The organism is Streptococcus anginosus (assembly GCF_900636475.1).
GTDB classification, from domain to species: domain Bacteria; phylum Bacillota; class Bacilli; order Lactobacillales; family Streptococcaceae; genus Streptococcus; species Streptococcus anginosus.
Genome location: NZ_LR134283.1, coordinates 1,557,483 through 1,578,679, shown reverse-complemented (window position 1 = coordinate 1,578,679; position 21,197 = coordinate 1,557,483). Strand labels below are relative to the sequence as shown.

25 protein-coding genes are annotated in these 21,197 nt (G+C 34.9%); 19 read left to right on the top strand and 6 right to left on the bottom strand.

Annotated elements, in window-relative coordinates; translation table 11 throughout:
- Nucleotides 1-7: 7 nt before the first annotated feature.
- Nucleotides 8-157: a 50S ribosomal protein L33 gene (gene rpmG / locus EL079_RS07815; protein WP_003026692.1), complete on the top strand. Its 150-nt coding sequence runs from the start codon at nt 8-10 to the stop codon at nt 155-157.
- A gap of 78 nt (nt 158-235) precedes the next feature.
- On the opposite strand, the gene EL079_RS09835 is transcribed toward rpmG, so the two are convergent.
- Nucleotides 236-421 (bottom strand): hypothetical protein, encoded by a 186-nt coding sequence (locus tag EL079_RS09835; protein WP_026248198.1) that lies wholly within the window; start codon nt 419-421, stop codon nt 236-238.
- A gap of 28 nt (nt 422-449) precedes the next feature.
- On the opposite strand from EL079_RS09835, the gene EL079_RS07805 reads away from it, so the two are divergent.
- The 10 genes from EL079_RS07805 (at nt 450) to EL079_RS07760 (ending at nt 8,276) form a co-directional block, all read left to right on the top strand.
- Nucleotides 450-1,064 carry a CadD family cadmium resistance transporter gene (locus EL079_RS07805; RefSeq protein WP_003032325.1) on the top strand — a complete coding sequence of 205 codons (615 nt, stop codon included), beginning with the start codon at nt 450-452 and terminating at the stop codon, nt 1,062-1,064.
- 11 nt (nt 1,065-1,075) lie between these two features.
- Nucleotides 1,076-1,414 (top strand): Cd(II)/Zn(II)-sensing metalloregulatory transcriptional regulator CadX, encoded by a 339-nt coding sequence (gene cadX, locus EL079_RS07800; RefSeq protein WP_003032337.1) that lies wholly within the window; start codon nt 1,076-1,078, stop codon nt 1,412-1,414.
- 43 nt (nt 1,415-1,457) lie between these two features.
- Entirely contained in the window at nt 1,458-2,873 is a 1,416-nt protein-coding gene (locus EL079_RS07795; RefSeq protein ID WP_003077408.1) for a helix-turn-helix domain-containing protein, read from the top strand.
- Between the two features lie 323 nt (nt 2,874-3,196).
- Nucleotides 3,197-3,646, top strand: coding sequence for an RNA polymerase sigma factor (locus EL079_RS07790; protein ID WP_003032329.1), 450 nt, complete (start codon nt 3,197-3,199; stop codon nt 3,644-3,646).
- Between the two features lie 201 nt (nt 3,647-3,847).
- Nucleotides 3,848-4,168, top strand: coding sequence for a hypothetical protein (locus tag EL079_RS07785; protein ID WP_003032314.1), 321 nt, complete (start codon nt 3,848-3,850; stop codon nt 4,166-4,168).
- On the top strand, nt 4,168-5,268 hold the full coding sequence (locus EL079_RS07780) for a type IV secretion system DNA-binding domain-containing protein (RefSeq protein ID WP_003032336.1): 1,101 nt from the start codon (nt 4,168-4,170) through the stop codon (nt 5,266-5,268). The genes EL079_RS07785 and EL079_RS07780 overlap by 1 nt, the downstream gene beginning before the upstream one ends.
- The gene (locus EL079_RS07775; protein WP_003032334.1) at nt 5,265-5,870 is read left to right on the top strand and encodes a hypothetical protein; all 606 of its coding nucleotides are present in this window, start codon (nt 5,265-5,267) and stop codon (nt 5,868-5,870) included. The genes EL079_RS07780 and EL079_RS07775 overlap by 4 nt, the downstream gene beginning before the upstream one ends.
- Before the next feature lie 204 nt (nt 5,871-6,074).
- A complete protein-coding gene (locus EL079_RS07770; RefSeq protein ID WP_003032321.1) occupies nt 6,075-6,680 on the top strand; it encodes a replication protein in 606 nt (201 codons plus the stop codon).
- Nucleotides 6,673-6,921, top strand: a complete 249-nt coding sequence (locus EL079_RS07765) for a MerR family transcriptional regulator (protein ID WP_002919941.1) — start codon at nt 6,673-6,675, stop codon at nt 6,919-6,921. The genes EL079_RS07770 and EL079_RS07765 overlap by 8 nt, the downstream gene beginning before the upstream one ends.
- 89 nt (nt 6,922-7,010) lie before the next feature.
- Nucleotides 7,011-8,276 (top strand): tyrosine-type recombinase/integrase, encoded by a 1,266-nt coding sequence (locus EL079_RS07760; RefSeq protein ID WP_003032328.1) that lies wholly within the window; start codon nt 7,011-7,013, stop codon nt 8,274-8,276.
- A 393-nt stretch (nt 8,277-8,669) separates the two neighbouring features.
- Here EL079_RS07760 and EL079_RS07755 read toward each other — a convergent pair whose 3' ends face one another.
- Nucleotides 8,670-9,131, bottom strand: a complete 462-nt coding sequence (locus tag EL079_RS07755; RefSeq protein ID WP_003030933.1) for a hypothetical protein — start codon at nt 9,129-9,131, stop codon at nt 8,670-8,672.
- A 4-nt stretch (nt 9,132-9,135) separates the two neighbouring features.
- A complete protein-coding gene (locus EL079_RS07750; protein WP_003030935.1) occupies nt 9,136-12,006 on the bottom strand; it encodes an SEC10/PgrA surface exclusion domain-containing protein in 2,871 nt (956 codons plus the stop codon).
- A 142-nt stretch (nt 12,007-12,148) separates the two neighbouring features.
- Between EL079_RS07750 and xtgS the strand changes: the two genes are divergently transcribed.
- The gene (gene xtgS, locus EL079_RS07745) at nt 12,149-12,484 is read left to right on the top strand and encodes an XRE family transcriptional regulator XtgS (RefSeq protein WP_003030946.1); all 336 of its coding nucleotides are present in this window, start codon (nt 12,149-12,151) and stop codon (nt 12,482-12,484) included.
- 36 nt (nt 12,485-12,520) lie between these two features.
- On the opposite strand, the gene EL079_RS07740 is transcribed toward xtgS, so the two are convergent.
- On the bottom strand, nt 12,521-13,477 hold the full coding sequence (locus tag EL079_RS07740) for a hypothetical protein (RefSeq protein WP_003030950.1): 957 nt from the start codon (nt 13,475-13,477) through the stop codon (nt 12,521-12,523).
- A 234-nt stretch (nt 13,478-13,711) separates the two neighbouring features.
- Here EL079_RS07740 and EL079_RS07735 point away from each other — a divergent pair, with 234 nt between their 5' ends.
- The 7 genes from EL079_RS07735 (at nt 13,712) to EL079_RS07705 (ending at nt 18,938) form a co-directional block, all read left to right on the top strand.
- Nucleotides 13,712-14,005, top strand: a complete 294-nt coding sequence (locus EL079_RS07735; protein ID WP_003030952.1) for a hypothetical protein — start codon at nt 13,712-13,714, stop codon at nt 14,003-14,005.
- A gap of 85 nt (nt 14,006-14,090) precedes the next feature.
- On the top strand, nt 14,091-14,531 hold the full coding sequence (locus tag EL079_RS07730) for a hypothetical protein (RefSeq protein WP_003030942.1): 441 nt from the start codon (nt 14,091-14,093) through the stop codon (nt 14,529-14,531).
- Complete coding sequence (locus EL079_RS07725; RefSeq protein ID WP_018543667.1) at nt 14,528-15,058, top strand: hypothetical protein; 531 nt, start codon at nt 14,528-14,530, stop codon at nt 15,056-15,058. Before EL079_RS07730 ends, EL079_RS07725 begins: the two co-directional genes overlap by 4 nt.
- Entirely contained in the window at nt 15,058-15,795 is a 738-nt protein-coding gene (locus tag EL079_RS07720; protein ID WP_003030938.1) for a helicase HerA domain-containing protein, read from the top strand. Before EL079_RS07725 ends, EL079_RS07720 begins: the two co-directional genes overlap by 1 nt.
- Nucleotides 15,796-15,964: 169 nt before the next feature.
- Nucleotides 15,965-17,236, top strand: a complete 1,272-nt coding sequence (locus tag EL079_RS07715) for a hypothetical protein (RefSeq protein WP_003030931.1) — start codon at nt 15,965-15,967, stop codon at nt 17,234-17,236.
- 76 nt (nt 17,237-17,312) lie between these two features.
- Nucleotides 17,313-17,576: a MerR family transcriptional regulator gene (locus EL079_RS07710; RefSeq protein ID WP_018543666.1), complete on the top strand. Its 264-nt coding sequence runs from the start codon at nt 17,313-17,315 to the stop codon at nt 17,574-17,576.
- Between the two features lie 96 nt (nt 17,577-17,672).
- Complete coding sequence (locus EL079_RS07705; protein ID WP_003030948.1) at nt 17,673-18,938, top strand: tyrosine-type recombinase/integrase; 1,266 nt, start codon at nt 17,673-17,675, stop codon at nt 18,936-18,938.
- Nucleotides 18,939-19,236: 298 nt separating this feature from the next.
- Here the strand turns inward: EL079_RS07705 and EL079_RS09830 are convergent, their stop codons facing one another.
- Together EL079_RS09830 and EL079_RS09825 are read right to left on the bottom strand one after the other, a co-directional pair.
- A complete protein-coding gene (locus tag EL079_RS09830; RefSeq protein WP_003030951.1) occupies nt 19,237-19,755 on the bottom strand; it encodes a hypothetical protein in 519 nt (172 codons plus the stop codon).
- 4 nt (nt 19,756-19,759) lie between these two features.
- Nucleotides 19,760-20,881 carry a hypothetical protein gene (locus EL079_RS09825; RefSeq protein ID WP_003030932.1) on the bottom strand — a complete coding sequence of 374 codons (1,122 nt, stop codon included), beginning with the start codon at nt 20,879-20,881 and terminating at the stop codon, nt 19,760-19,762.
- Between the last annotated feature and the right edge of the window lie 316 nt (nt 20,882-21,197).

Sequence of the window (21,197 nt, the reverse complement as noted above, 5' to 3'; positions counted from 1 at the left end):
AGCTATCATGCGCGTAAATATCACACTTGAACACAAAGCATCTGGTGAACGCTTGTACCTTACTTCTAAAAACAAACGCAACACTCCAGACCGTCTTCAATTGAAGAAATACTCACCAAAATTACGTAAACACGTGGTTTTTACAGAGGTTAAGTAAGGGTTTCAGTACACGTCAATAGACGTCAAAATATTGATTTTAAGCGATTTTTGATTTTTTGAAACTCATTATATCGCACTACAAATCAATAAAAACTCTACCTTTTACTCTACCTTTTTTAGATAAATATATCATCTGGATATTGAAGTTAAGCCCTGCTATCATTTCGATGGCAGGGCTTTTTAATATTTGGTACATTAACTTCTTATCTATATTTTGGTGGATTTTAAGTTGACATCTACAAAGTTTAATGTTAGAATACATTCAAAAATATATTTGAATGAGGTATTTTATGATTCAAAATGTTGTTACTTCAATAATCCTGTATTCTGGGACAGCCGTAGACTTACTTATTATCCTAATGTTATTTTTTGCCAAAAGAAAAAGCAGAAAAGACATCATTAACATCTATTTAGGACAGTTTCTAGGCTCTGTTAGTCTAATATTGCTAAGTTTACTTTTTGCATTTGTCTTAAATTATATTCCTAGTAAAGAGATTTTAGGTTTGCTCGGTTTGATTCCAATTTTCCTAGGACTCAAAGTTTTGCTTTTAGGAGATTCTGATGGAGAAGCTATTGCAAAAGATGGTTTGCGAAAAGATAATAAAAACCTGATTTTTCTAGTCGCTATGATTACTTTTGCAAGTTGTGGTGCTGACAATATTGGTGTTTTTGTCCCATATTTTACCACCTTAAATTTAGCGAATTTGATAGTGACTTTACTTACTTTTCTAGTCATGATTTATCTCTTGGTTTTTTCTGCCCAAAAATTGGCACAAGTCCCTTCTGTTGGAGAAACTTTGGAAAAATATAGCAGATGGTTTATTGCCGTTGTCTATTTAGGATTGGGGATGTATATCCTGATTGAAAACAACAGCTTTGACATGCTATGGACTGTGTTAAGCTAGGAGAAAATATTATGAAAAAAGATAGTATCTGCCAAGTGAATGTTATAAATCAACAAAATGTTACAACCGCAACGAACTACCTTGAAAAGGAAAAAGTCCAAAAATCACTTCGCATTTTATCAAAGTTTACCGATAATAAACAGATAAATATCATCTTTTATCTCCTTGTTGTTGAAGAACTCTGTGTCTGCGATATAGCCTGTTTACTAAATCTCAGTATGGCATCTGCCTCCCACCATCTTCGTAAACTAGCCAATCAAAACATCTTGGACACTAGAAGAGATGGGAAAATTATATATTATTTTATAAAAGATGAGGAAATCAGAGATTTTTTTAATCAACTAGGATAACAACTATTTTTACTACTTTTCCATGATTATAGGGGGATTATATATGAAATTTTTTGAAGAAAATTATTCACAAGAAATACCTACTCGTATCAAAAATTTAAGAAAAAAACACAATATTACACAAAGCGAACTAGGCAATGCAGGTCAAGTTAGTCAAGTTGAAAGTGGTAAGCGACCAATTACGAGTTCGATGTTAGTTTATTTAAATGCTCTAACCGCTTCGAGCTATACGTATATCGTTTTTGGAGAGTTAGATGAGTTTATTGAGAATCTGTTTCATTATTTTTTCAGTTCTATTTTATATAGAGATTTAGAGGCTGTAGATGAAAACCTATATTCTTTCATGAGTGATGATTTAATTTCAATCCAATCTAGCTGTCTTAGACTTTCTAAGACATTCGCAAATTTCAATATTAAAAGAAAAAATTTTTTGGTTTCTGATGAAACTGAAATGGATACTTTTCACAAGAAAGATGACATTGATATTACTGTTGGTGAAAAAAGTTATAACCTCGCTAGAAGTTTTAGAACCCGTACCATCAATGAATTGACTGTCATTGATTTTGAAGAAATGTTTGATATTCTTTGGTTGATGTTAGGGGATAATTTAATTAAATCATTTGAAGTTAATGTCTGTGGTATCCTATTTGAATTGGACGGAAATGGCATACCCTCAACATTTAGGAAAGAAAACATTGATCCTCTCATCAATAAATGGTGGTATGATAACGTTTCGACAGAAATTATCCCTAATCTAATAAAAAAACTCAAAGAAAATCCACTATTCAATATCGGATTTCTGGTTGATGATATTCTAGAACGAATGTATAAAGAAAATATCCCAAAATCTTACCTTACGTCCGTTCCGTTAGTTAGTTCCAAAAAAGCAAGGTCAACTTTATCAGTTAAGTCAAACGGAAGTCAAAAAATAGATAAATCAAAATTTGCACAGATAAATTATGACTTTATGAAGTTAGTAAGTCAAGGTAAAGATATCACAGACTTGTACCAAAAATATTCTGAAAAGGAGCTAACAAATATGGGTATTCGTATTCATAAATCCACTGATATAGAAAGGATTGAGGAAAAAACTTTTGATGAAATAATCAGCTGGGTTTCCAATCCTTATGCAACAAGACCAATTCAGGAAATATCCAGTATTCAAATAGAGCCCACAAGATTTTCACTAGAGGATAAGAAAAGAATTGAAGAAGCTGCAGCTCAAGGACTAAGCGAAATCGACCTTATTGATTTAGTTGACCTATATGATATTAATTTAGACAATACAAGCGTCAATCGCTATATTGAGGGATTATTGACGAATAATACACAAGTAACATACTATTTCCAAGAACAATTAAACGAGGAATTACTCGCAATGGCTTCGACTTTAGATAGAGTTCAACAAGCATTTATTAAACTATTAAGCGAAGAAGAGATACGAAAATTTGCTCTTTAAAAACTAGGTGAATCGCCTAGTTTTTTTTTGCGCTTCGTTTTACAAATTAGTCTATTGAAGTAAAAAAAGAAGTAAAAAATAAAAGAACATTATGCCTTATACTGAATATATCAAGAAAAACTCTTGATAAAAATTTTAACAGTCCATATTGATGGCCATCAAAGGACAGATTGAAACAAATATGATGATATGACAATAAAGGTCATGTCTTGCATAGAATTGTTTCGCTGTTTCTTTGTTGTGCCTTTTAGCATACTCAGCGTTCAATATTTGCTCATATACGTTTCTTTCTGTCCAAGGACGAGAAAGGATCATATATTACTATGAGTAATAAAGTACAAGAACGCCGTGAGCGTAAAATCACAGAAGCTATTAAAGCTAAAAATTGGAATGAAGTAACTCGTTTGCTTCAACAAGAACAAAGTAATGCAGAACGGCGTGACCGATACCACCATAAACGAAGTATGGAAGAAAACATAGCTCGTAATGACGGTAAACGACGTGAACGCTATGAAGTAGTTGCAAGTTCTGATTTGAATCCCGAAGAAGCTTTAATCCTAGAGGAGTTAATACAAGCTATTCGTGAAGCTAAAGCATCCCTATCAGAAATTGACAGTAAGATTGTTGAAATGATAGCGGAACAAGGTTCAAGCTATAAAGAAACGGCTCGCTATGTCACTGAACATTATAAAAAAATGAGTGATGTAACAGTTAAATCCCATTATTGTAAAGCGCTAAAAAAATTAGCACCTTTATTAAAAACTTATCGCTAATCCCTCAAATCCAGTGTCTCTTATCACTGGATTTTTTTGTAAAAAAATTAAAAATTCAACAAATAACTTTGCGTTTAGCTGTCTCATTCTCCTTAGTAATAAGGAGGTGGTACACAACCAAAACAACTACGTCCAGCTCACGACCAAAACCGAGCAACTCGCATTCGCATTATTTCTCAATAATAAAGGAGGAACAGCCCTATGGCGTTTAAAATGAAAACCACAAAAGGTGGTTATACAACTACATTGGCTGATAAAATTATCAGTCAAAAACAACCGATTTACTCACTTAGTACCGAACTTGAACCACAACAACGGTTTGAAGAAGGAAAACCAACAGGAGAAATCGTAGCCTATAAAGCATGGTTTGTACAGGAAGGGCAAGACCCTTTCCAAGTAAAATTCGAAGATAGGATTGAGCTTCCATCGTTCCAATCCATGATTCAATTTGACACCCTACAAGCTTGCGAAGTAAAATATAACGTTTACTTCAAAGCAAATGGTATCAAGGAGGTGCGGTAATGACCTCACAATCTCGTGATGCGCTGAACCAATCTTTCCTGCAATCTTACCTGCTCCAGAGCCTAAACATGGCTCTGGGGGCTTTAATGCAGGGGGAAACCAGCTATACTAATTCTTTTAACGTCATTATTCAAGAAGACGGCTTTGTCTTTGTCCCTCGCCTGCCTTGTGCTTATATTCTTGATGATGACTTGTACAAGAAAATTTTTCTGATTGCTAACGCTTCTCTCTACCCTCAATTTACTCTCTTGAAACAAAATGCAACCTATTTTGTTCCACTCAAAACAGATGACTTACACATTCAACGTGGATTGTTTTTCCCTTGGAAAAAGGGAATTTCAGAACGTTTAACTATTCCTGATTTGGATAAATTTTCAGCTAGCCTACCACAAGGAAAAATTCCCATTATGAAGCACTTTGAACTAAACCTTGAAAAGATAAATCACTGGGCTATTGCTGGAAATTCAGGCTCTGGGAAAAGCTATGCTTTAACGTACTTTTTGAGTGTTCTGAAACATATGTCTGACTTAATTATAATTGACCCCAAATTCGATACACCAAGCCGATGGGCAAGGGAAAATCAAATTGCAGTTATCCACCCTGTCGAAAACCGTTCAAAATCTGATTTCGTTTCACAAGTCAATGAACAATTAAGCCAATGTGCAACCCTCATTCAGAAACGACAAGCTATCTTATATGATAACCCCAACCATCAATTTACTCATCTAACCATTGTCATTGATGAAGTCCTAGCCCTATCAGAGGGAGTCAATAAGAACATCAAAGAAGCCTTTTTCTCTTTACTCTCACAAATTGCCTTGTTGGGACGTGCTACCAAAATCCATCTCTTTTTAGTAAGCCAGCGTTTTGACCATAACACTATCCCCATTTCAGTGAGGGAACAGCTAAACGTATTGATACAAATTGGAAATATCAATCATAAAACCACTCAATTCTTATTTCCAGACCTAGACCCAGAGGGTATTGTCATTCCAACAGGACATGGAACAGGCATCATTCAAGTTATCGACAATGAACACCCCTACCAAATTCTGCCCCTACTCTGTCCAACCTACTACACTAAGCGAGGTATTTTATGACCACTAAAACATACTTTATGAGAAGTTTCAATCTCATACTATACTTACTTCTATTTGCTCCTATCTGTTCTGCATTTGGTTGCTTATTCAATTTTCTTTCTGTTCAATTAACCAACATCACATTTTTCAATCTAGATACGGTCAAAAGTACTACGGATTTCATTAGTTCCGTTTGTCATAGATTTGCTCTTGTTTCTCTACTACTTGCCTTATTATTGGCTGGGATAGAGATGATACAACGATTGAAAACAGATAGTTTTTGGAATTACTGTCAATCTGTCTATCGTACTTTCATGTTGCGACACTTCCTGTTTCAGCGTGAACGAGTACAGAAGATAAGCAACCTTGAACATCAGACCGTTACCACTATCAATCCAATCCATAACGGATTTAACCGAGCTGTTCGCAAGTGTATTGTAGATATACGAAAAGATACCATCACTATTTTTCTAAAAGTCCCTAGAGACCAACAGGGGCAAAAAATCCTAAAAGAGATGGAAGCACAATTAAAAGAAGAAATCGTCAGCCAACATGCAGACTATTATTTCTCCTCTCCTATTCGAGTTCGTAACCAATTGTGGTTCACTGGACAAAAACGTTAATACCTTGGGGCTGTGGCTTGCGTTAAGCAAAAGCCAGACAGCCCCTTTTTATATTCTTATCTATCATGACCTATTGGGGTTACTACGACCCCCAATAGGTCAATAATCAATAATCACAAAAAATTCAATTTTTTCAAAAAACTTTGCATCTGACCTGCCATTTCTCCTTAGTAATAGAGCCCAAAAGAAATGAGGTAACTGCCTATGGCAAAAGAACAACGCTCAACCAAATGGACGTTTCTCTTCTACGAGGAAAGCGCACCAGAGGACTACTTGACTATCTTAGAGAAACTTCATATCCCCTTTATTCTTAGTCCTTGGCATGATAAAGATGTTAATAAACAAACAGGAGAGTTCAAAAAGTCGCACAAACACGGTGCTTTCTTCTTTGATTCACTGAAAAGCTATTCTCAAGTATCAAATATCATCAGTGACAAACTGAACGGTCCAGCACATGTGGAGGTAGTTATGTCTCCCACTGGTTTATTTGACTACTTTACCCATGCGGAAAATCCAGATAAGACCCCCTACAACATTGAGGATATTGAAGTCGGTTGTGGATTTAATTTGGAAAAATTCTTGATGGAGATGAACTCCTCGGATTTTATACATGAAGTAGTCGATATTATCGAAGAAAACGACTTTACCGAATTTGAAGAATTGGTCTGGTATGCCCGAGCAAACAATACCAATTTATTAGGACTTATCATTGAACGTACATATTTCTTCGCCAAGTACCTAGATTCACGACGATACAATCCTAATCGACTCCATAATTCAAACACAGAGGAGAAAGAGAATAATGAATAACGAAAAATTAGAACAAATTGAACAATCATTGCAAACTCTTATCAAACTCATTCAAATCAAAGAACAGAACATACAACTAAAGATAATACAACAGCGAGAATTGTTAAAACAGCTAAACATCTCTCCAAACACACTAAAAACTTGGGAACAAAAGGGACTAAAAAGGTTAGAACCTCCTATCGAGGGAACAAGAACTGTCTTCTATCTATTAGATGATATTATTGACTTCTTGCAACCCTAATTTTGAAAAATTGTGCTAAAATAGTTTTATCTAAAAGAAAGAGTGGTAACTATTTTAGCCTACTTCAATATTCATGAAGAAAGGCAACTATGAAAATAGAATTCATTATCCATAACGGAAAAAAGATAATTAAAAAAATCAAAAAAGATAAGTCCATATCATACACCTTAAAAGGTGCATTTCTAGGAAAAGATGTAAAAACTGGTAAACAAGTTACTACTACCATTACAGCCAAGACACTAAAACAGTTAGATAGAGCAATCATTCAAGCTCGACTAGAATTTGAAAAAAATGGCTCAACACGAGAAAAAGTTATCATCATTGATACACTTGAAGATTTAGCTGAAGAATGGTTTAAATCATACAAGACCTGGGTTAACTCGCATAATACACTGAACAGAGTAAGAGGTTATCTTGATAATTATATTATCCCTAAATTTGGAGATTACAAACCAGATAAAATTGAATCTGCGGATATCCAGCTTTGGTTAAATGATTTGGCAAAGAAATCAAAAGAGTCCATTGAATCTGGTGTAAAGCGTGCTGATAAAGGTAGTGCTAAAGATTTTGGTGCTGTTATCCATAAGTTGAAAGATATTTTTGACTATGGAATTACAAACTATGGACTAATTACTAATCCTGTTGTCTCTGTCAAGATACCACCTAAGCCAAAATCAAATAAGCAACGCATCATGGTATTACATGATGATAGTCTTGTAGTATGGCTTAATTATCTTGAAAGTTTAGATAACACTAGAGCCAATCGTAGATTTAAGTTAATTTGTAATACTTTATTAGCCTCCGCTTTGCGAATAAATGAACTACTTGCATTGACGATTGATGACCTAGATTTTGAAAATTCTTCTATTAACGTCAGTAAAACATTGATGTGGAAAACTGCAAATAAAAAAGATGGGACAAAAGGGGAAGTTATCTGTAAAGCTACACCAAAAACTGATGCAGGAAATCGCTCTGTTCCTGTCCCTCTCCCCATAATAGAAAAACTCATAGATTTCCACAATGAAATGAACAAGTATCTCGAATTGCACAACAGACATAGAACAAAACTGATTTTCCCTACAATCTATGGGAACTATATGTGTGATAGAAACGAGAGAACAACTCTTAAGAAAAGGTTAGTAGGTCTTGGATTACCAAACTATGGTTTCCATTTATTCCGACATACTCATGCTTCAATGCTACTTAATGCTGGAACAAATTGGAAAGAACTCCAAGTCAGAATGGGACATAAATCCATTTCAACTACAATGGATACTTACGCTGAATTAGCACCACAACGAAAGTTAGAAGCTGTGGGGATTTATCTTGAAAAGATTGCTGAACTAACGCAATAACTACTCTACCATTCACTCTACCTTTTATTATGTAGCATTCTAAAAACATTGATGTACCAACGTTTCTAACAGCTAAAATAGAAATTATTTAACTCTTACAGAAGTTAAATAAGGTTTCATTACATTTCAGTACATACTGAAAACCCTGATTTCATGCGATTTTTGAAATATTGAATTTCAGTACAAATCATTTGAAATCAGTTCTATGGCAACCTTTTTGGCAACCTTTTTTGAAATAAAAAAAGAGAGTCAGCAATCGAAGAATGAGAAGTCCTAGAAGATTCCTAGGGCTTTTTTCATTCCTAAAAATGAGTGAAATAGCATAGTCTTTTCAATCCTTTGTGGAATATAAAAATCTTCCTACACCATGTAAGAAGATTTTTGAATCTTATTCTATTTTTCAGTTACATAAATACGACACGAAGCGCCAGATATACTTTGTAAAAGTGGATATTCCCTTTCGTTCGTACTTTTATAGGAATTTAGTTCTTCTTCCGATATTTCTCTTACCCCTTTTAAAGCAAACCAAGTATAACCTTGTTCTATCTCATTGAAAACATCCCACTGGGATGGAAGTGTATAAATATATCCATCTTTGACTTTCTCAGGAAAAACTCCATGCGCATCTACTTCTGCAAATAAAGATTTTGAACCGTCTTTCAAAGTAAGGATGATATTATCGATTTTTTCAACTTTTTTCCCAACTTTTGTATTATTTTGTGTTAGCACAGTGAATAATACTTTATCACCATGACACTTTGCATGGAATAAGTGAGCATCAAAGACGCTAATTGCAGACATTTTTTCGTCATATTGACTACCTAGACGATATACTATTGTTGTTACTTCTGCCATTTTCCTATCTCCTTCTATGTTTTCCTTTATATCCCAATCCTAGACCTACTAGTAGGCTAAGTCCTAGTAAACCGAACATAGATTCTCTTGAGCCTGTGTTTGGTAGCTGCTTGCTTCTTTCAACCCGTGAATAGGAAACAGGAACTACCTTAGAGTTAGTAGGCACTTCTTTGACCGCTGCATCAATAATATCTACGACATTACCTTTATCATCAAGGACTTCTTTAGGTTGACCACCATTTTTACGGATTTCATCAGCCTTAGTTTTCAAGTCTTGCAAACGTTTAGCATCAGCTTCAGACTTGTCTTGTTCAGCTTTAAGTTTAGCTAATTCATTGTACTTAGCAACCTTTTCTTTAGCTGTTGCCTGCAACTTAGTAAGTGCTTCTTTAGCAGTTTCAAGCTCTGCACGAGCTGCTGCTGCCTTAGTTTGAGCTTCTGCAAGTTTGGAATTGAGTTCTTTAAGAACTGCTGGCTTATCAGAAAGGGCTTTTTCAAGGTCCTGAGCTTTTTTATTAGCTTCATCAGCAAGAACTTTTACCTTGTCACGGTTAGCTGTCGCAGACTCAACAGCCTGTTTAGCTACCCCATTAGCTTTGGTAAGTACTTCTAGTTCTTCCTTAGCTTGTGTAAGAGCTTGTTGAGCTTTAGTATTTTCTGCTTTAGCTTTTACAAGTTCAGCCTGAGCCTTAGAAAGAGCATTAGCTTTATCAACCGCACTAGCCTTAGCTACTGCAAGTGTTTCCTTAGCAGATTGCAATGATGCCTTATCCGCATCTAACTGTGCTTGTGCATCTACTACCGCTTTTTCAAGAGCAGGAATATCTACTGTACCCGATTGCAAGTCAGAGAGTTGTTTTTGAGCATCTGCCAAAGCCTTCATAGCAGTATCGTACTTAGTTTGAGCCTCAGCCAACTTAGCTTTAGCATCTTGGTCTGCTTTAACAGCAGTATCGTACTTAGTTTGAGCACCTGCTACTGCTTTTTCATCTACAATGGTTTTTGTTTCATAAATAGGAACAACCTCTGTTTTTCCACCTGTTAAAGTCTGGTAAGGATTGTCGATAGCCTCTCCATTAGTGTTTAGCATCAAAGCATAAGTTGCCGGTGCAGAGTACCCCAGTCCGTTAAATGTTGTATAGAAGTCTACACCTACCCCAGCTGAGTTGTAGTTGCCCCTAAGACCAAGCAAAGCGAGAGCATCTGAAAAATTATCACGTGAAGTACCTGCTGTTGATACATTAGAACCCGTACCAGTAGAACCGTAGAGCATATTTCCTACAAAAGCAAGCAAATTAGCCTTTAAATCAGCCATAGTCTGATAAGCACCATTATGCCCTTGGTACTGTACTTGATTAGCTACTACACCATTTAAAAGTTTTCCTGAACCTTGAACAGAATTTAAGTGTTCTTGTGTTTGATTTGACTCTGTTACTTTTTTAATAGACTCTGGTCCCCAGAAACCATTAGCCTTGAGTTCTGCCTCAGACATATTGTTATATGCAGGGAATGTTTTATTAAACAAATCTTTTAGTGCTTGTTTAGTGGCTGCTATACTCTCTTTAGTTACTTTAAGTGGTTCTGTACCAACCTTAGAACGCAAATCATTAACCAAAGCAGTATAGAACAAAGCTAAGTCAGTCAATTGTTCGTCTGTTAAATCATGAACTGATACCTTAGTCGTGGAATCTGTATTAGAGAATTGCGGATTGTAATTACTTTTCCAACTTTTAAATACTGAACGATTAGGTGCTGCAATATCAGCTAAAGAACTTCCTGGAACATTCTCTACACCATCAGCAATAGCTTTACGAACATCAGCATAAGAACCCCTACCCTCAGCCAAAGCCTTAATAGCTTTTAAGTAAGCATCAGAAGTTACTACCCCGTTTGAATCAAAAAATTCAGATTTAGCTACTCCATCCTTAAGGGTTGCCTTACCACCAGTTGTTACAGTTTTAGTACCGACCTGAACCTGTTTAGTTGTACCTGCCTTAGCTACATCAAGAGCTTTTTTAGCGTCTTCTACTTTCTTAGTAGAAGCAGCTTCAGCAGATTTAGCAGTATCTAAAGTTTGCTTAGCAGAAGCTTCAGTTTTAGTTGCATCATTAACTGCTTTCTTAGCATCTTCAATAGCTTTAGCTTTATTAGCTTCAGCAGACTTAGCAGTATCCAAAGACTGCTTAGCTGTTTCTAGGGATTTTTGGTCGTCAGATACCTTCTTAGTAAGGTCATCAACATCTTTTTGCAATTTAGTAGTATCAGTTGTTGATTTAGAAAGGTCATCTACCTTCTTCTGAGCATCAGCCACAGCACTTGCAGTTTTATTAGCATTAGCCTCAGCCTGATTAACAACAGTTGTTTGGTCTGCTACCTTTTTAGCAGTATCAGCCTGACTCTGTTCAGCAGACTTAACGGAGTCCTCAGCCTTAGCAAGCTCATCTGATTTAGTTTGAGCTGCCTGTTTAGCTTCATCAACCTTAGCAGGTGTAACTGTTTCTACTTCTTTAATTTGATTTGTAGTGCCATTAACAACTTTATCAGCATCACTCACCGCTGTCTCTGCCTTATTCACTACCCCTTGTTGAGCCTCAACAGCCTGATTAGCAGTATCCGCTTGTGTTTTTGCTTCTGCTACTTGATGTTCTGTTACTTTAGCAACAGGGGCATCAGTCTTAGCTGACTCCGTCTTAGTAGCCGTACCGTCTGGCTTCTCTACAGTTTTAATAATGCTATTATTAGTAGTCGCCCCTACCTCATCCGCACTTACCGTTGTAGATACCCCATATACAGACGACAAAGCCAATACAGATACCACAGCACCCGTGCGTAACTTCTTAATAGTACCATGACCACTAGTTTTGAAATTTGACATAATAATGTTCTCCTAAATAGCTTTTTAAAGATATTATACCACAAAAGTGTCTTTATAACACTATTTTGTTTGAATAATCGCTTTTAAAGTAGTTCTTTAAGGCTACAAATTCAAGTAGTATAGTTTTTAAAGAGGTGTCTATATGAAAGAACTAAACTTAAGAGCATATATTGGTAAACGAATCAGAATACTTAGAACACAGAAACACTTAACTCAACAACAACTGGAAGAAGATGCTGACCTCCCCTTAAAATATACTTATAAACTAGAAAATTTAGAACCAAATATCACAGTTGAGACACTTGAAAAAATTATGACTGCACTTGATACAGATATAGAAAGTTTTTTTGATATTTCATTAAAAGAAGATAATCCCCTAACAAACCAATTACTATCCAAAATAGCAGAATTCCCAGCAAGTAAACAAGAACGACTTCTAAAACTACTGATTAACATAATTAATGAAGTTGAAAAATAAGCCAAGTCTAAAAACTGACTTGGCTTTTTTATTTTTCTAAATTTGTAGATTTCCTCGACACTCAAAATAGAATTCATACAAATTATTGAGAATGAAACGGCTGTTTAACAATGGCTCTAATAAAACTTCAAGCTCTTTTTGCAGTTTTTGATTTTCTTCTGATAACTCATTCAAATTCATCTTGGTTGGAATATTTAAAAGAGGCTTTCTACCTTTATCGTTGGTCACTTCTCTTGTTTGTAAAGCTGATGATTCTGTTATACCAATACGAACTTTAGCAAGTAAAAACATAATTCCCATGATATTTTTTTGTGCTTCGCTTTTATTTTGGGAATTGATTAGATTAGCAGTTAACTCCTCTAATAAGTTTAAAAAATTTTTTTGGTTTAAATACTCTTCCAGAGCAGTATATTCTAAATCAAAATTGTTCTTATCCTGTGAGTGCATAATAAACTGTAGTAGATATGACTTCATGTGGTTTAGCTGTTCACTAGAAAGTTCAAAAATACTATATCGAATATTGCATATTTTTGTTATATTTTCATATTTCTTAACGACTTTAAAGCAGCGTCTAATTAAGTCTTCATCCTCTTTTGATAAAAGTAGTTCATTTAATTCAGAATCTTTATCCTGAAAAAAGTCTTCTATTCCCCCCTTTAGCATATCTTTAATTTCTTCTGACCCCCCTTTGATTTCTTGAAAAACCAAAGAAATTACAAATTTTGTAGTTCCTTTAGCTGAAAATGATTTCCACTCCTTCATTTTGTTGTCACTATCATAATCTTCTATAAATCCACCTTTACTTCCTCCTCTAAACCGTTTAGGTAATATTTTATCCCTAAATTTTGTTAGAAAATCATAAGTTTGCCAATAAGTGATGTATTTCTTCAAGATTGCAATATCAAATATAATTTGTTTAAATTCGTTCTTAAACTCTGTATTCTCCTTATATAAATTTTCTAAAACCTCAAAACACGAAATGTTATTTTGCATATTAGTTCCCCCAAAATATCACACTATTAAATACATTATATCAAAAAAATCCCTTTGATTAAGGGGAAAATATAAAATATTGTGATTTTTTTAACATGTATAATCAGATTAGAATTAAAACAGGAGGTGATTCCAATGTACACATTATTCTAATGTTTACAACTGTTATATTACTCGATTGCTTAACAAGTCCCATCAAGCAATTTAAAGTTCTGTGGCTAGAGGAAAACACTTATGTTTTGTCAAGAAATTCTTGTAACCGTTTCTGTTCTTGGGGTCAGTCCTGAGATTGACTTTGAAACAAAGCAGGCTACTGGCAACATCAAGATTGATGCTGGCTTCCGTAATTCTAGTGGTAAGCATATCACTAGAACGATTAAGATTGCTAACTCCACCGTCTCTGAGTACAGCACGTACTTAGACGAAAAAGTCAATCTTAGGCTAGAGAGGGTAACCTTCTCACCATATCTATCAAACGGAAGAGCTGCTTTATCTATCAAGGCAGAAAGCGCAACTGTAGAGGTGTAACTATGATTTTAAAAAGAGCTAGAGCACCAAATAGGATAATTGACGGTACTACTATCATTCAAAATATTTAAAGGAGTATTATAAAATGACAACTATTTTTGAAAATTCGATAAAACAAACACCCACCATCACTTTTGATAAATGTGTTACAGAGTGTGAAAAGATTCTTGGAGTACTCGGAATCGACCAATTGGTTAACTTAAGCGTAAAAGACCGTATGAAGCTGTCAAAGAAGTTTGAATATAACTCTTATGATAGCAGAGGTATTCTATCCTTACAAGCACTCGTTCCTAAATATGCTATTAAAAAGGACTCTTTACTATTAAAACAGAGAGAAAATTCCTTTGTTACTACAGCTCAACGTCAGCATGCTCAGAAGTTATATGATAAGATTTCTCGTGCAGTTAATAGTTATCCTTATGGTGTTATTACTTGCTACGACTTTGAACAATGGATTGATGAGCATTTGCGCCTGTGTATTATGTTGAAATATGACAAGGATTTTGAGGGAGATAATACTTTATGATACAGATTTTACAGTTAGTATTCTACTTTATAATCATTTTTTTAGTTCTCTACTTAGGGCTTGTCTTAGTTAATACCGTTATACTTATTTATACACTACCTGCTGAGCAACTACTACCTCAAGCAGTCCAAAATACTAATATCCAAATTCAAAAGTGGTTAAAGGGATTTGATAATTTACCAGAAGAACGAAATTGTTACTCAGATTTTTATATTGAACTAATACATCAAGCTACCAAGCTCCACCCATATCTGAATACAGGTTCTTATCCTAACGGCGTCCAACAAGAGGGATTGGATTTTTATCTCTGGCTGTCAAAAATACCAGACCCAAAAGCGCTTGAAGACTGGAAAATACAACTTCGTCAGACGGTACGTGCCTATGATGATAATCTTGATGTTCTATTTAATATGGTGGAAGAAGAACCTTTTTTGAAGTTAAAAATAAATCTGGTATCAAAAGAATTGCTAAATCAATTAGAACATGGGCAAGCTAAGGCTTTGTATAGCGAAGAGGGGGAAGTCTAATGTCAGTAAAACTAAACATTTTACGCCAAGAGGGAAGCAATCAGCCTATCTCTTGGGACATACGAAAGACTCCACATATGCTGGTCTCAGCTCCGACGAATAGTGGAAAGTCTTATTTTATCAAATATTTGTTGAGTATTCTATATCTCCATTCAAGCAATGCTTCATGCCTAGTTTTGGATTACAAGCAAGGAAAGGACTACTGGCAATGGCGAGATAATGAGAATGTATTTCTGGGAGATAGTGTCTATGATGGTTTCAACAAAGCCTATAGTATCTTTGAAAACCGTAGAACCAATCCTAATAAAAAGTACCCACCATTCTTTTTGGTTTTTGAAGAGTATCAGAGCACGGTAGAAAGTATTTCAAAGAAAGCGGATAAGGAGGCATTCTTGCAAAAAGTAGGAAATTTGCTACGTCTATCCAGACAGGTCAACTACCATCTTATCTGTATTTGTCAAAGAATAGATGCTTCTGTCTTTCCTGCTGGAGGTCGTGAAAATTTTTCTACTAAAATTTCCATTGGTCGTCTCAGCCCCCAAGCCAAGCAAATGCTCTTTCCTGATGATGAGGTCAACCGTAATAAAGGGCAGGGAGAAGTTAATATTCAATTTGATGGACAACCTGTCATTGAAGCTAGAACATACACCATACGAGATAGGAATAGGGCAGTTCAATTAATAACTGATTTACTTAGTAGGGGATTTCCACTAAGTGAGGAGGCTGTTAGCCCGTAGCTTCAAGCGTAGGATTAGGCTTACAGCCTCGCCAGCTTTAGCTGGCTAAGTTCGGGCTAGTATTACCCCGAACTTCATGACAAGTGACAAAACGGTCACAAAGCCTTATAAGTAAAGGTCTTAAAAGAATAAAATATGTCATTAGTGTAAATGACAAAGAAGGAGATTTATGACAAATTCCAATATTTCATCAGACTTCCGTGCTAATAGCTTCTGTTGCGTATTAAACAACGTTGATAAGTTGTTCGATAAAGAATCAGATTTCTTTGATAGCGACAAGTACAAAGAAAAAACTAAAAAACGGATTCAGGAGTTCCGCAAGCTCCTTCCAGATACCAATGAGCCACTCAGCCCTGAAGAAATTGTTGATTTCTTAATGGAACGTTGGATTGCTCGCAATGAGAACGTCGTTTGCGCTATAAACTATGAAATTGGAGACAATGGAGTTCATCATTGTCATATGGTGCTTGAAGATAAGAAAGCTTTCCGCTTCTCGGCACTCCAAAAGCTTTATCCTACTATTCATGCAGAGATAACACGTGGAACAAAAGAGCAAATTATTGCTTACCTTGAAAAAAGCGGGGAGCATGAAGAAAAGGCACATACTATTGTAGTACCTATGAAGGTTCACGGTGAGCTTAGAGCTAGAAATCAGGGGCATCGAAGCGACTTTGATTATATTCAAAAACAAATTGAAAATGGTGCTACGCCTGAAGAAATTATGATGGGTAACCTTGAATACCGTAAGTATTCTAAAATGATTCGTGAACACTTCTTTCAACATCGACTTGCTCAAACTCCAGATATTAAAGACATGAAAGTCTACTGGCACGTGGGAGAATCTGGAAGCGGAAAATCTCACACTCAAGTTAATCTAAAAAAAGAATTTGGGCGAGATAATGTCTATATTTGGACGGACTTTGATAATGGAGGATTAGACCTCTATTGTGCTGAGCCAATTCTTTTCATGGATGAATTTAAAGGCATGTCCTATAAAGAATTTCTTAAGGTAACAGATGTTTACCCTGTTCAGCTTCATGCTCGCTACACAAATACTATAGCTCTTTGGAATGAGATTCATATCACATCAATTTTTACTCCAAAAGAAGCTTATGGCTTAATGGTGCCAGAGAGTCAACAAGAGATTGATAGTTACAAACAGTTACAACGTAGACTCACCAATGTTATCTATCATTTCAAAATCAGAGAAGATGATGGCAACTTCAAGTATAAAACCATTACATTTACACCTGAGGATTTCGAGAGACATAAGCAAGAACAGATTGAAAAATTTGCTTATTTATTTGATAAGTTTAATCCTAATGTTCTAAACTATGACTTTACAAAAGATGCCTTTCATCTCTCAATGAATCCAATTAACAACAAAAAGAAAAAAGCTACTACTCTCAAATTGACCAAAGCAGAGAGTAATAGCAAGTAGTTAGCGAGAGATAAGCAGTAGCTTCCCTCTACTGCTATTATCTCATATTTCATTTACCAAAGAAAGTGAGAATAGTATGTCTAGCAATAATTTTGATTTAAAGCAAATCGAACTCATGCTTCTTACTGTTATTGACCTACTAAAACATTTAAATAGTGAAAAGAATAGAACTGGTATTATTTATACTCAAAAAGAGTTATTGAATTTACTGAGTATATCTCCAAATACATTGAAGTCATGGGAAAATAGAGGTCTTAAACGTTTAGAACCACCTATTGAGGGTACTAGAACCGTTTACTATCATATTGATACTGTTTTAGAGTTTTTAAGCCACAACTAGAAGTGAAATGTGCTAAAATAGGAGTATCAAAAAAGAAAGTGAGATACTATCTATTTTAGCTTTTTTCAATTCTTCGATTGATTGAAGAGAGCAGCAATGAATACAGAAAAAATTATCCATAAAGGAAAAACCGTCCTCAAGAAAGTAAAGGATAATGGCGAGATTAGTTATTCAGCAAAGAGTATCTATCTAGGCTTAGATATAAAGACTGGAAAACCTGTAAAAACAACCGTAACAGCTAAAACCTTACGCTCCTTAGACCGTAAAATTATTCAAGCTAAAATTGATTTTGAAGAAAGTGGTTCAACAAGGAAAGAAACTTTTAGCATTGCTACCTTGTCAGATTTAGCTGAACTATGGTTTTCAAATTACGAGACTTGGGTCAGCTCAGATAACACTCTGAACCGAGTGAGGAACTATCTAGATACCTACATTCTCCCCAAATTCGGACAATATCAGCCTGATAAAGTTACTTCGTCTGATATTCAAAACTGGGTTAACGAGCTTGCAACAAAATCAAAAAAATCTGTCGAATCTGGCGTAAAGCGTGCTGAAAAAGGCTGTGCTAAAGATTTTGGAGCCATTGCCCATAAATTAAGTGATATTTTTGATTTTGGAATAACACACTTTGAATTAAAGCATAATCCTGCTCAATCTATCAAAATTCCCCCAAAACCTAAAAGCAATCAAAAACGCATTATGGTTCTTCATGATGAAGATTTAACTATCTGGCTAAATTTCGTTGATACTTTACCTAATACTAGGGCTAATCGGCGATTTAAAGTTATCTGCGACAGTCTACTTGCTTCAGGAATGAGAATCAATGAGCTATTAGCTTTGACTATCTATGACCTTGATTTTGAAAGTTCTGAAATATTAGTCACTAAAACTCTTATTTGGAAAAATGCGAAACCTAAGTTAGGATTAAAAGGAAAGGTTGTTTGTAAAAATACTCCTAAATCTGATTCAGGTAATAGAAAAATAGCTGTTCCGTACCAAATTATTGAGCAACTTCAAAACTTCCATGATGAAATGAATCTTTATTTCAAGAAGAACGGTCTTTCAAAAAGTAAGTTGATTTTCCCAACTATCTACGGAAACTATATGTGCGATAGGAATGAACGTGCGACACTCAAAAGACGATTACAGGAAGTTAATCTACCTGACTATGGTTTTCACTTGTTCCGTCATACACATGCTTCTATGATGTTAAATGCTGGTATGAATTGGAAAGAGTTACAGGTTCGTATGGGACATAAGTCTATCAAGACTACTATGGACATATATGCCGAGCTTGCCCCTAAAAATCAAACACAAGCGGTAGATATTTATCTAAATAAAATTGCGGAGCTAACCTCATGAAATTCATGGCAACCTTTTTGGCAACCTTTAACAGTTTTATCCAAATCAATAGCTTATAAACCTTGATTTAATAAGGTTTATCACAACTAAAATAGATTTTAAGTATTCCTTACTGAGGTTAAATAATTGAGATTAAAAAAGCCTATGAAACCAACGTTTCTAGGCTTTTTTGTCCTTACTAAGCGGACTGTTTTAGTGTAACCTATCTATCATATCTCACAGCTTGCATACAATGTAACCGTCTATATCTTACAACTCTTAAAACAAATTTACTGTTTTTGATTTATTCTTTGTTACTTTATTTCTTACCCTTATTGCTAAAAACAGACTTAAATAAAACAACTATAAGAATAATGAGCAAAGCTAGTTCTGAGAAAATTATCATAACCTTCTCTGTCACTTCCATTTTATAGGAAATGGTAACACTATTTTTAGCATTTGGAAGTTGCTGGAAAGTGGGAGTTCCGATAGCACTTAAATTTAAGAGGTCATTATTCAACTGCTGCCCGTTAAATGTAATGATAGTATTCTTGTAAACTATTATAGGTAACTCTCTAAACGAAGCGGAATCCCCCTGCCACTCTAAAGTCAATCCACTCTTTTTTCTTGTCTTTTTAAAGCCTTGATTTTGGATGACCTTGGTGATGTAGGCATCGTAATAAGAACTGGATTGTTCAGCCAATTGTCCATAAGAAGGCAGATAGTCAGGCGTTCCTTTGGCAACTAATTCTAATGCTTTTTGCTTATCTACATTATAGAAAGAACTTTTAATAGTATCGGAATCTCCAGTAAAAACTACTTTATACTGATTACGCAAAAAGTTATCTGATGAATTCCAATCCAGAACTGCCGTCGCAATCAGAACAGTAGGCTGAATAAGGCTTACTACTAAAATAGATAAGAATAATGGTTACAGGAACGAAGAAGCGAAAAGGATATTGGATTAGTTGAGCAACTGGATTTCTCCTCTCAATTAAATCGTTCCAAGGGAAAATGCTAGTTGTTAAGAACAAGAAAGCATTCATGACCCAAAACCATGTCTTCATTCCACTATCTAAGTCTTTCCATTTTCTGAAGAAAAAGAAATAGACAAGGAGAAAAATGGGAATCAGCGTTACTGGATTCATCAACCAATAATAACTATTTTGGTTAATGGTATTGAGGTTCATAGATGTATTTATTTTAGGACTTATGAGTTGATTACCAGTTAAAAGGTAAAAATAACTAGACCAGATATTCATTGTCAACCCAAAGAAAATCCCTATTTCAACAAATAATCTTTTTATGAAAACCAACTTTTTAGGATGTTGAAAAAATGCTAAAGCAAAGAATGGTAAGTAAATCAGCACTAATAATACGGAAGATAGCATATGTGTCTGAACCATCAAAGCTGTATAAATGCCTAAGGTATATTTTGGTACCTGTTTCGTATCCTTTAGTTCAAATAAGATACTCAAAGCTAAGGGCATTAAAGCTGCACCCCAACTGGTAAATCCTTGCCGAATTGTCCAATATTGAATAGAGTAGCTAGAGATATAGAGCAAAGCGCCAAGGACAGCGTACTTCTGCTCCATTTTACTTTTAATAAGAAACACATACATAGACAAGCCAGCTAGATTGAATAATACAATATTGGATAAGACCTGATAGATAAACCAATTCTTACTGATTAGAACCAAGAAGCCATGAAAATAAGCTATAAAAGGACCATAAAGGGCATTAACTATCCGTCCAGACTGCTGAAAACCATATAGAGAGATATGATAGTTAAAATTGACATTCTTAATTTGTTCAGCTGTATCATAAAATCGGTTAAAGTGAAAGATGGAATCCGAACCTAAAATTAAGTTACCTGAAAAAAATTGAGGTAATAAGATAAGGATAGAACACAGAAATATCAGAAGCAGACTCGTCAGGTGATTTGTTTTGTTCCTATCAAACACTATAATTTACCTCCAAATTATCATATAAAAACTAAAAGTTGATTATAAATCGACTTTTAAGTACACCACAGTATAATCCATTACTCAATAAACTAAGTATGTCTATATTCTTTGCTTGTATTACAAGTGCTATAGCATGCATACAAAGGACTTACAAAAGTATTTTCTGCTCATCTACTATAATAGCCATGCTTTTGTTTCCATGCTATCCTCCAATAACTTCTTTGTTTTGTTTAATTGATTTTTTCATGACAGATACCTCCTGTTTTTAAAATGAAGTATACTATATCTAATTGAATAATACAATGATTACCTA

What these genes read in the sequence shown, in the direction of transcription:
- EL079_RS07785 (WP_003032314.1), top strand. Translation starts at nt 3,848, where the DNA reads ATGGCGTTTAAAATGAAAACCACAAAAGGTGGTTATACAACTACATTG.
- xtgS (WP_003030946.1), top strand. Translation starts at nt 12,149, where the DNA reads ATGAAAGAACTAAACTTAAGAGCATATATTGGTAAACGAATCAGAATA.
- EL079_RS07735 (WP_003030952.1), top strand. Translation starts at nt 13,712, where the DNA reads ATGTTTTGTCAAGAAATTCTTGTAACCGTTTCTGTTCTTGGGGTCAGT.
- EL079_RS07725 (WP_018543667.1), top strand. Translation starts at nt 14,528, where the DNA reads ATGATACAGATTTTACAGTTAGTATTCTACTTTATAATCATTTTTTTA.
- EL079_RS07750 (WP_003030935.1), bottom strand. Translation starts at nt 12,006, where the DNA reads ATGTCAAATTTCAAAACTAGTGGTCATGGTACTATTAAGAAGTTACGC.
- EL079_RS07760 (WP_003032328.1), top strand. Translation starts at nt 7,011, where the DNA reads ATGAAAATAGAATTCATTATCCATAACGGAAAAAAGATAATTAAAAAA.
- EL079_RS07795 (WP_003077408.1), top strand. Translation starts at nt 1,458, where the DNA reads ATGAAATTTTTTGAAGAAAATTATTCACAAGAAATACCTACTCGTATC.
- cadX (WP_003032337.1), top strand. Translation starts at nt 1,076, where the DNA reads ATGAAAAAAGATAGTATCTGCCAAGTGAATGTTATAAATCAACAAAAT.
- EL079_RS07755 (WP_003030933.1), bottom strand. Translation starts at nt 9,131, where the DNA reads ATGGCAGAAGTAACAACAATAGTATATCGTCTAGGTAGTCAATATGAC.
- EL079_RS07715 (WP_003030931.1), top strand. Translation starts at nt 15,965, where the DNA reads ATGACAAATTCCAATATTTCATCAGACTTCCGTGCTAATAGCTTCTGT.
- EL079_RS07730 (WP_003030942.1), top strand. Translation starts at nt 14,091, where the DNA reads ATGACAACTATTTTTGAAAATTCGATAAAACAAACACCCACCATCACT.
- EL079_RS09835 (WP_026248198.1), bottom strand. Translation starts at nt 421, where the DNA reads ATGTATTCTAACATTAAACTTTGTAGATGTCAACTTAAAATCCACCAA.
- EL079_RS07765 (WP_002919941.1), top strand. Translation starts at nt 6,673, where the DNA reads ATGAATAACGAAAAATTAGAACAAATTGAACAATCATTGCAAACTCTT.
- EL079_RS07710 (WP_018543666.1), top strand. Translation starts at nt 17,313, where the DNA reads ATGTCTAGCAATAATTTTGATTTAAAGCAAATCGAACTCATGCTTCTT.
- EL079_RS07705 (WP_003030948.1), top strand. Translation starts at nt 17,673, where the DNA reads ATGAATACAGAAAAAATTATCCATAAAGGAAAAACCGTCCTCAAGAAA.
- EL079_RS07740 (WP_003030950.1), bottom strand. Translation starts at nt 13,477, where the DNA reads ATGCAAAATAACATTTCGTGTTTTGAGGTTTTAGAAAATTTATATAAG.
- EL079_RS07770 (WP_003032321.1), top strand. Translation starts at nt 6,075, where the DNA reads ATGGCAAAAGAACAACGCTCAACCAAATGGACGTTTCTCTTCTACGAG.
- EL079_RS07805 (WP_003032325.1), top strand. Translation starts at nt 450, where the DNA reads ATGATTCAAAATGTTGTTACTTCAATAATCCTGTATTCTGGGACAGCC.
- EL079_RS07790 (WP_003032329.1), top strand. Translation starts at nt 3,197, where the DNA reads ATGAGTAATAAAGTACAAGAACGCCGTGAGCGTAAAATCACAGAAGCT.
- EL079_RS07780 (WP_003032336.1), top strand. Translation starts at nt 4,168, where the DNA reads ATGACCTCACAATCTCGTGATGCGCTGAACCAATCTTTCCTGCAATCT.
- EL079_RS07775 (WP_003032334.1), top strand. Translation starts at nt 5,265, where the DNA reads ATGACCACTAAAACATACTTTATGAGAAGTTTCAATCTCATACTATAC.
- rpmG (WP_003026692.1), top strand. Translation starts at nt 8, where the DNA reads ATGCGCGTAAATATCACACTTGAACACAAAGCATCTGGTGAACGCTTG.
- EL079_RS07720 (WP_003030938.1), top strand. Translation starts at nt 15,058, where the DNA reads ATGTCAGTAAAACTAAACATTTTACGCCAAGAGGGAAGCAATCAGCCT.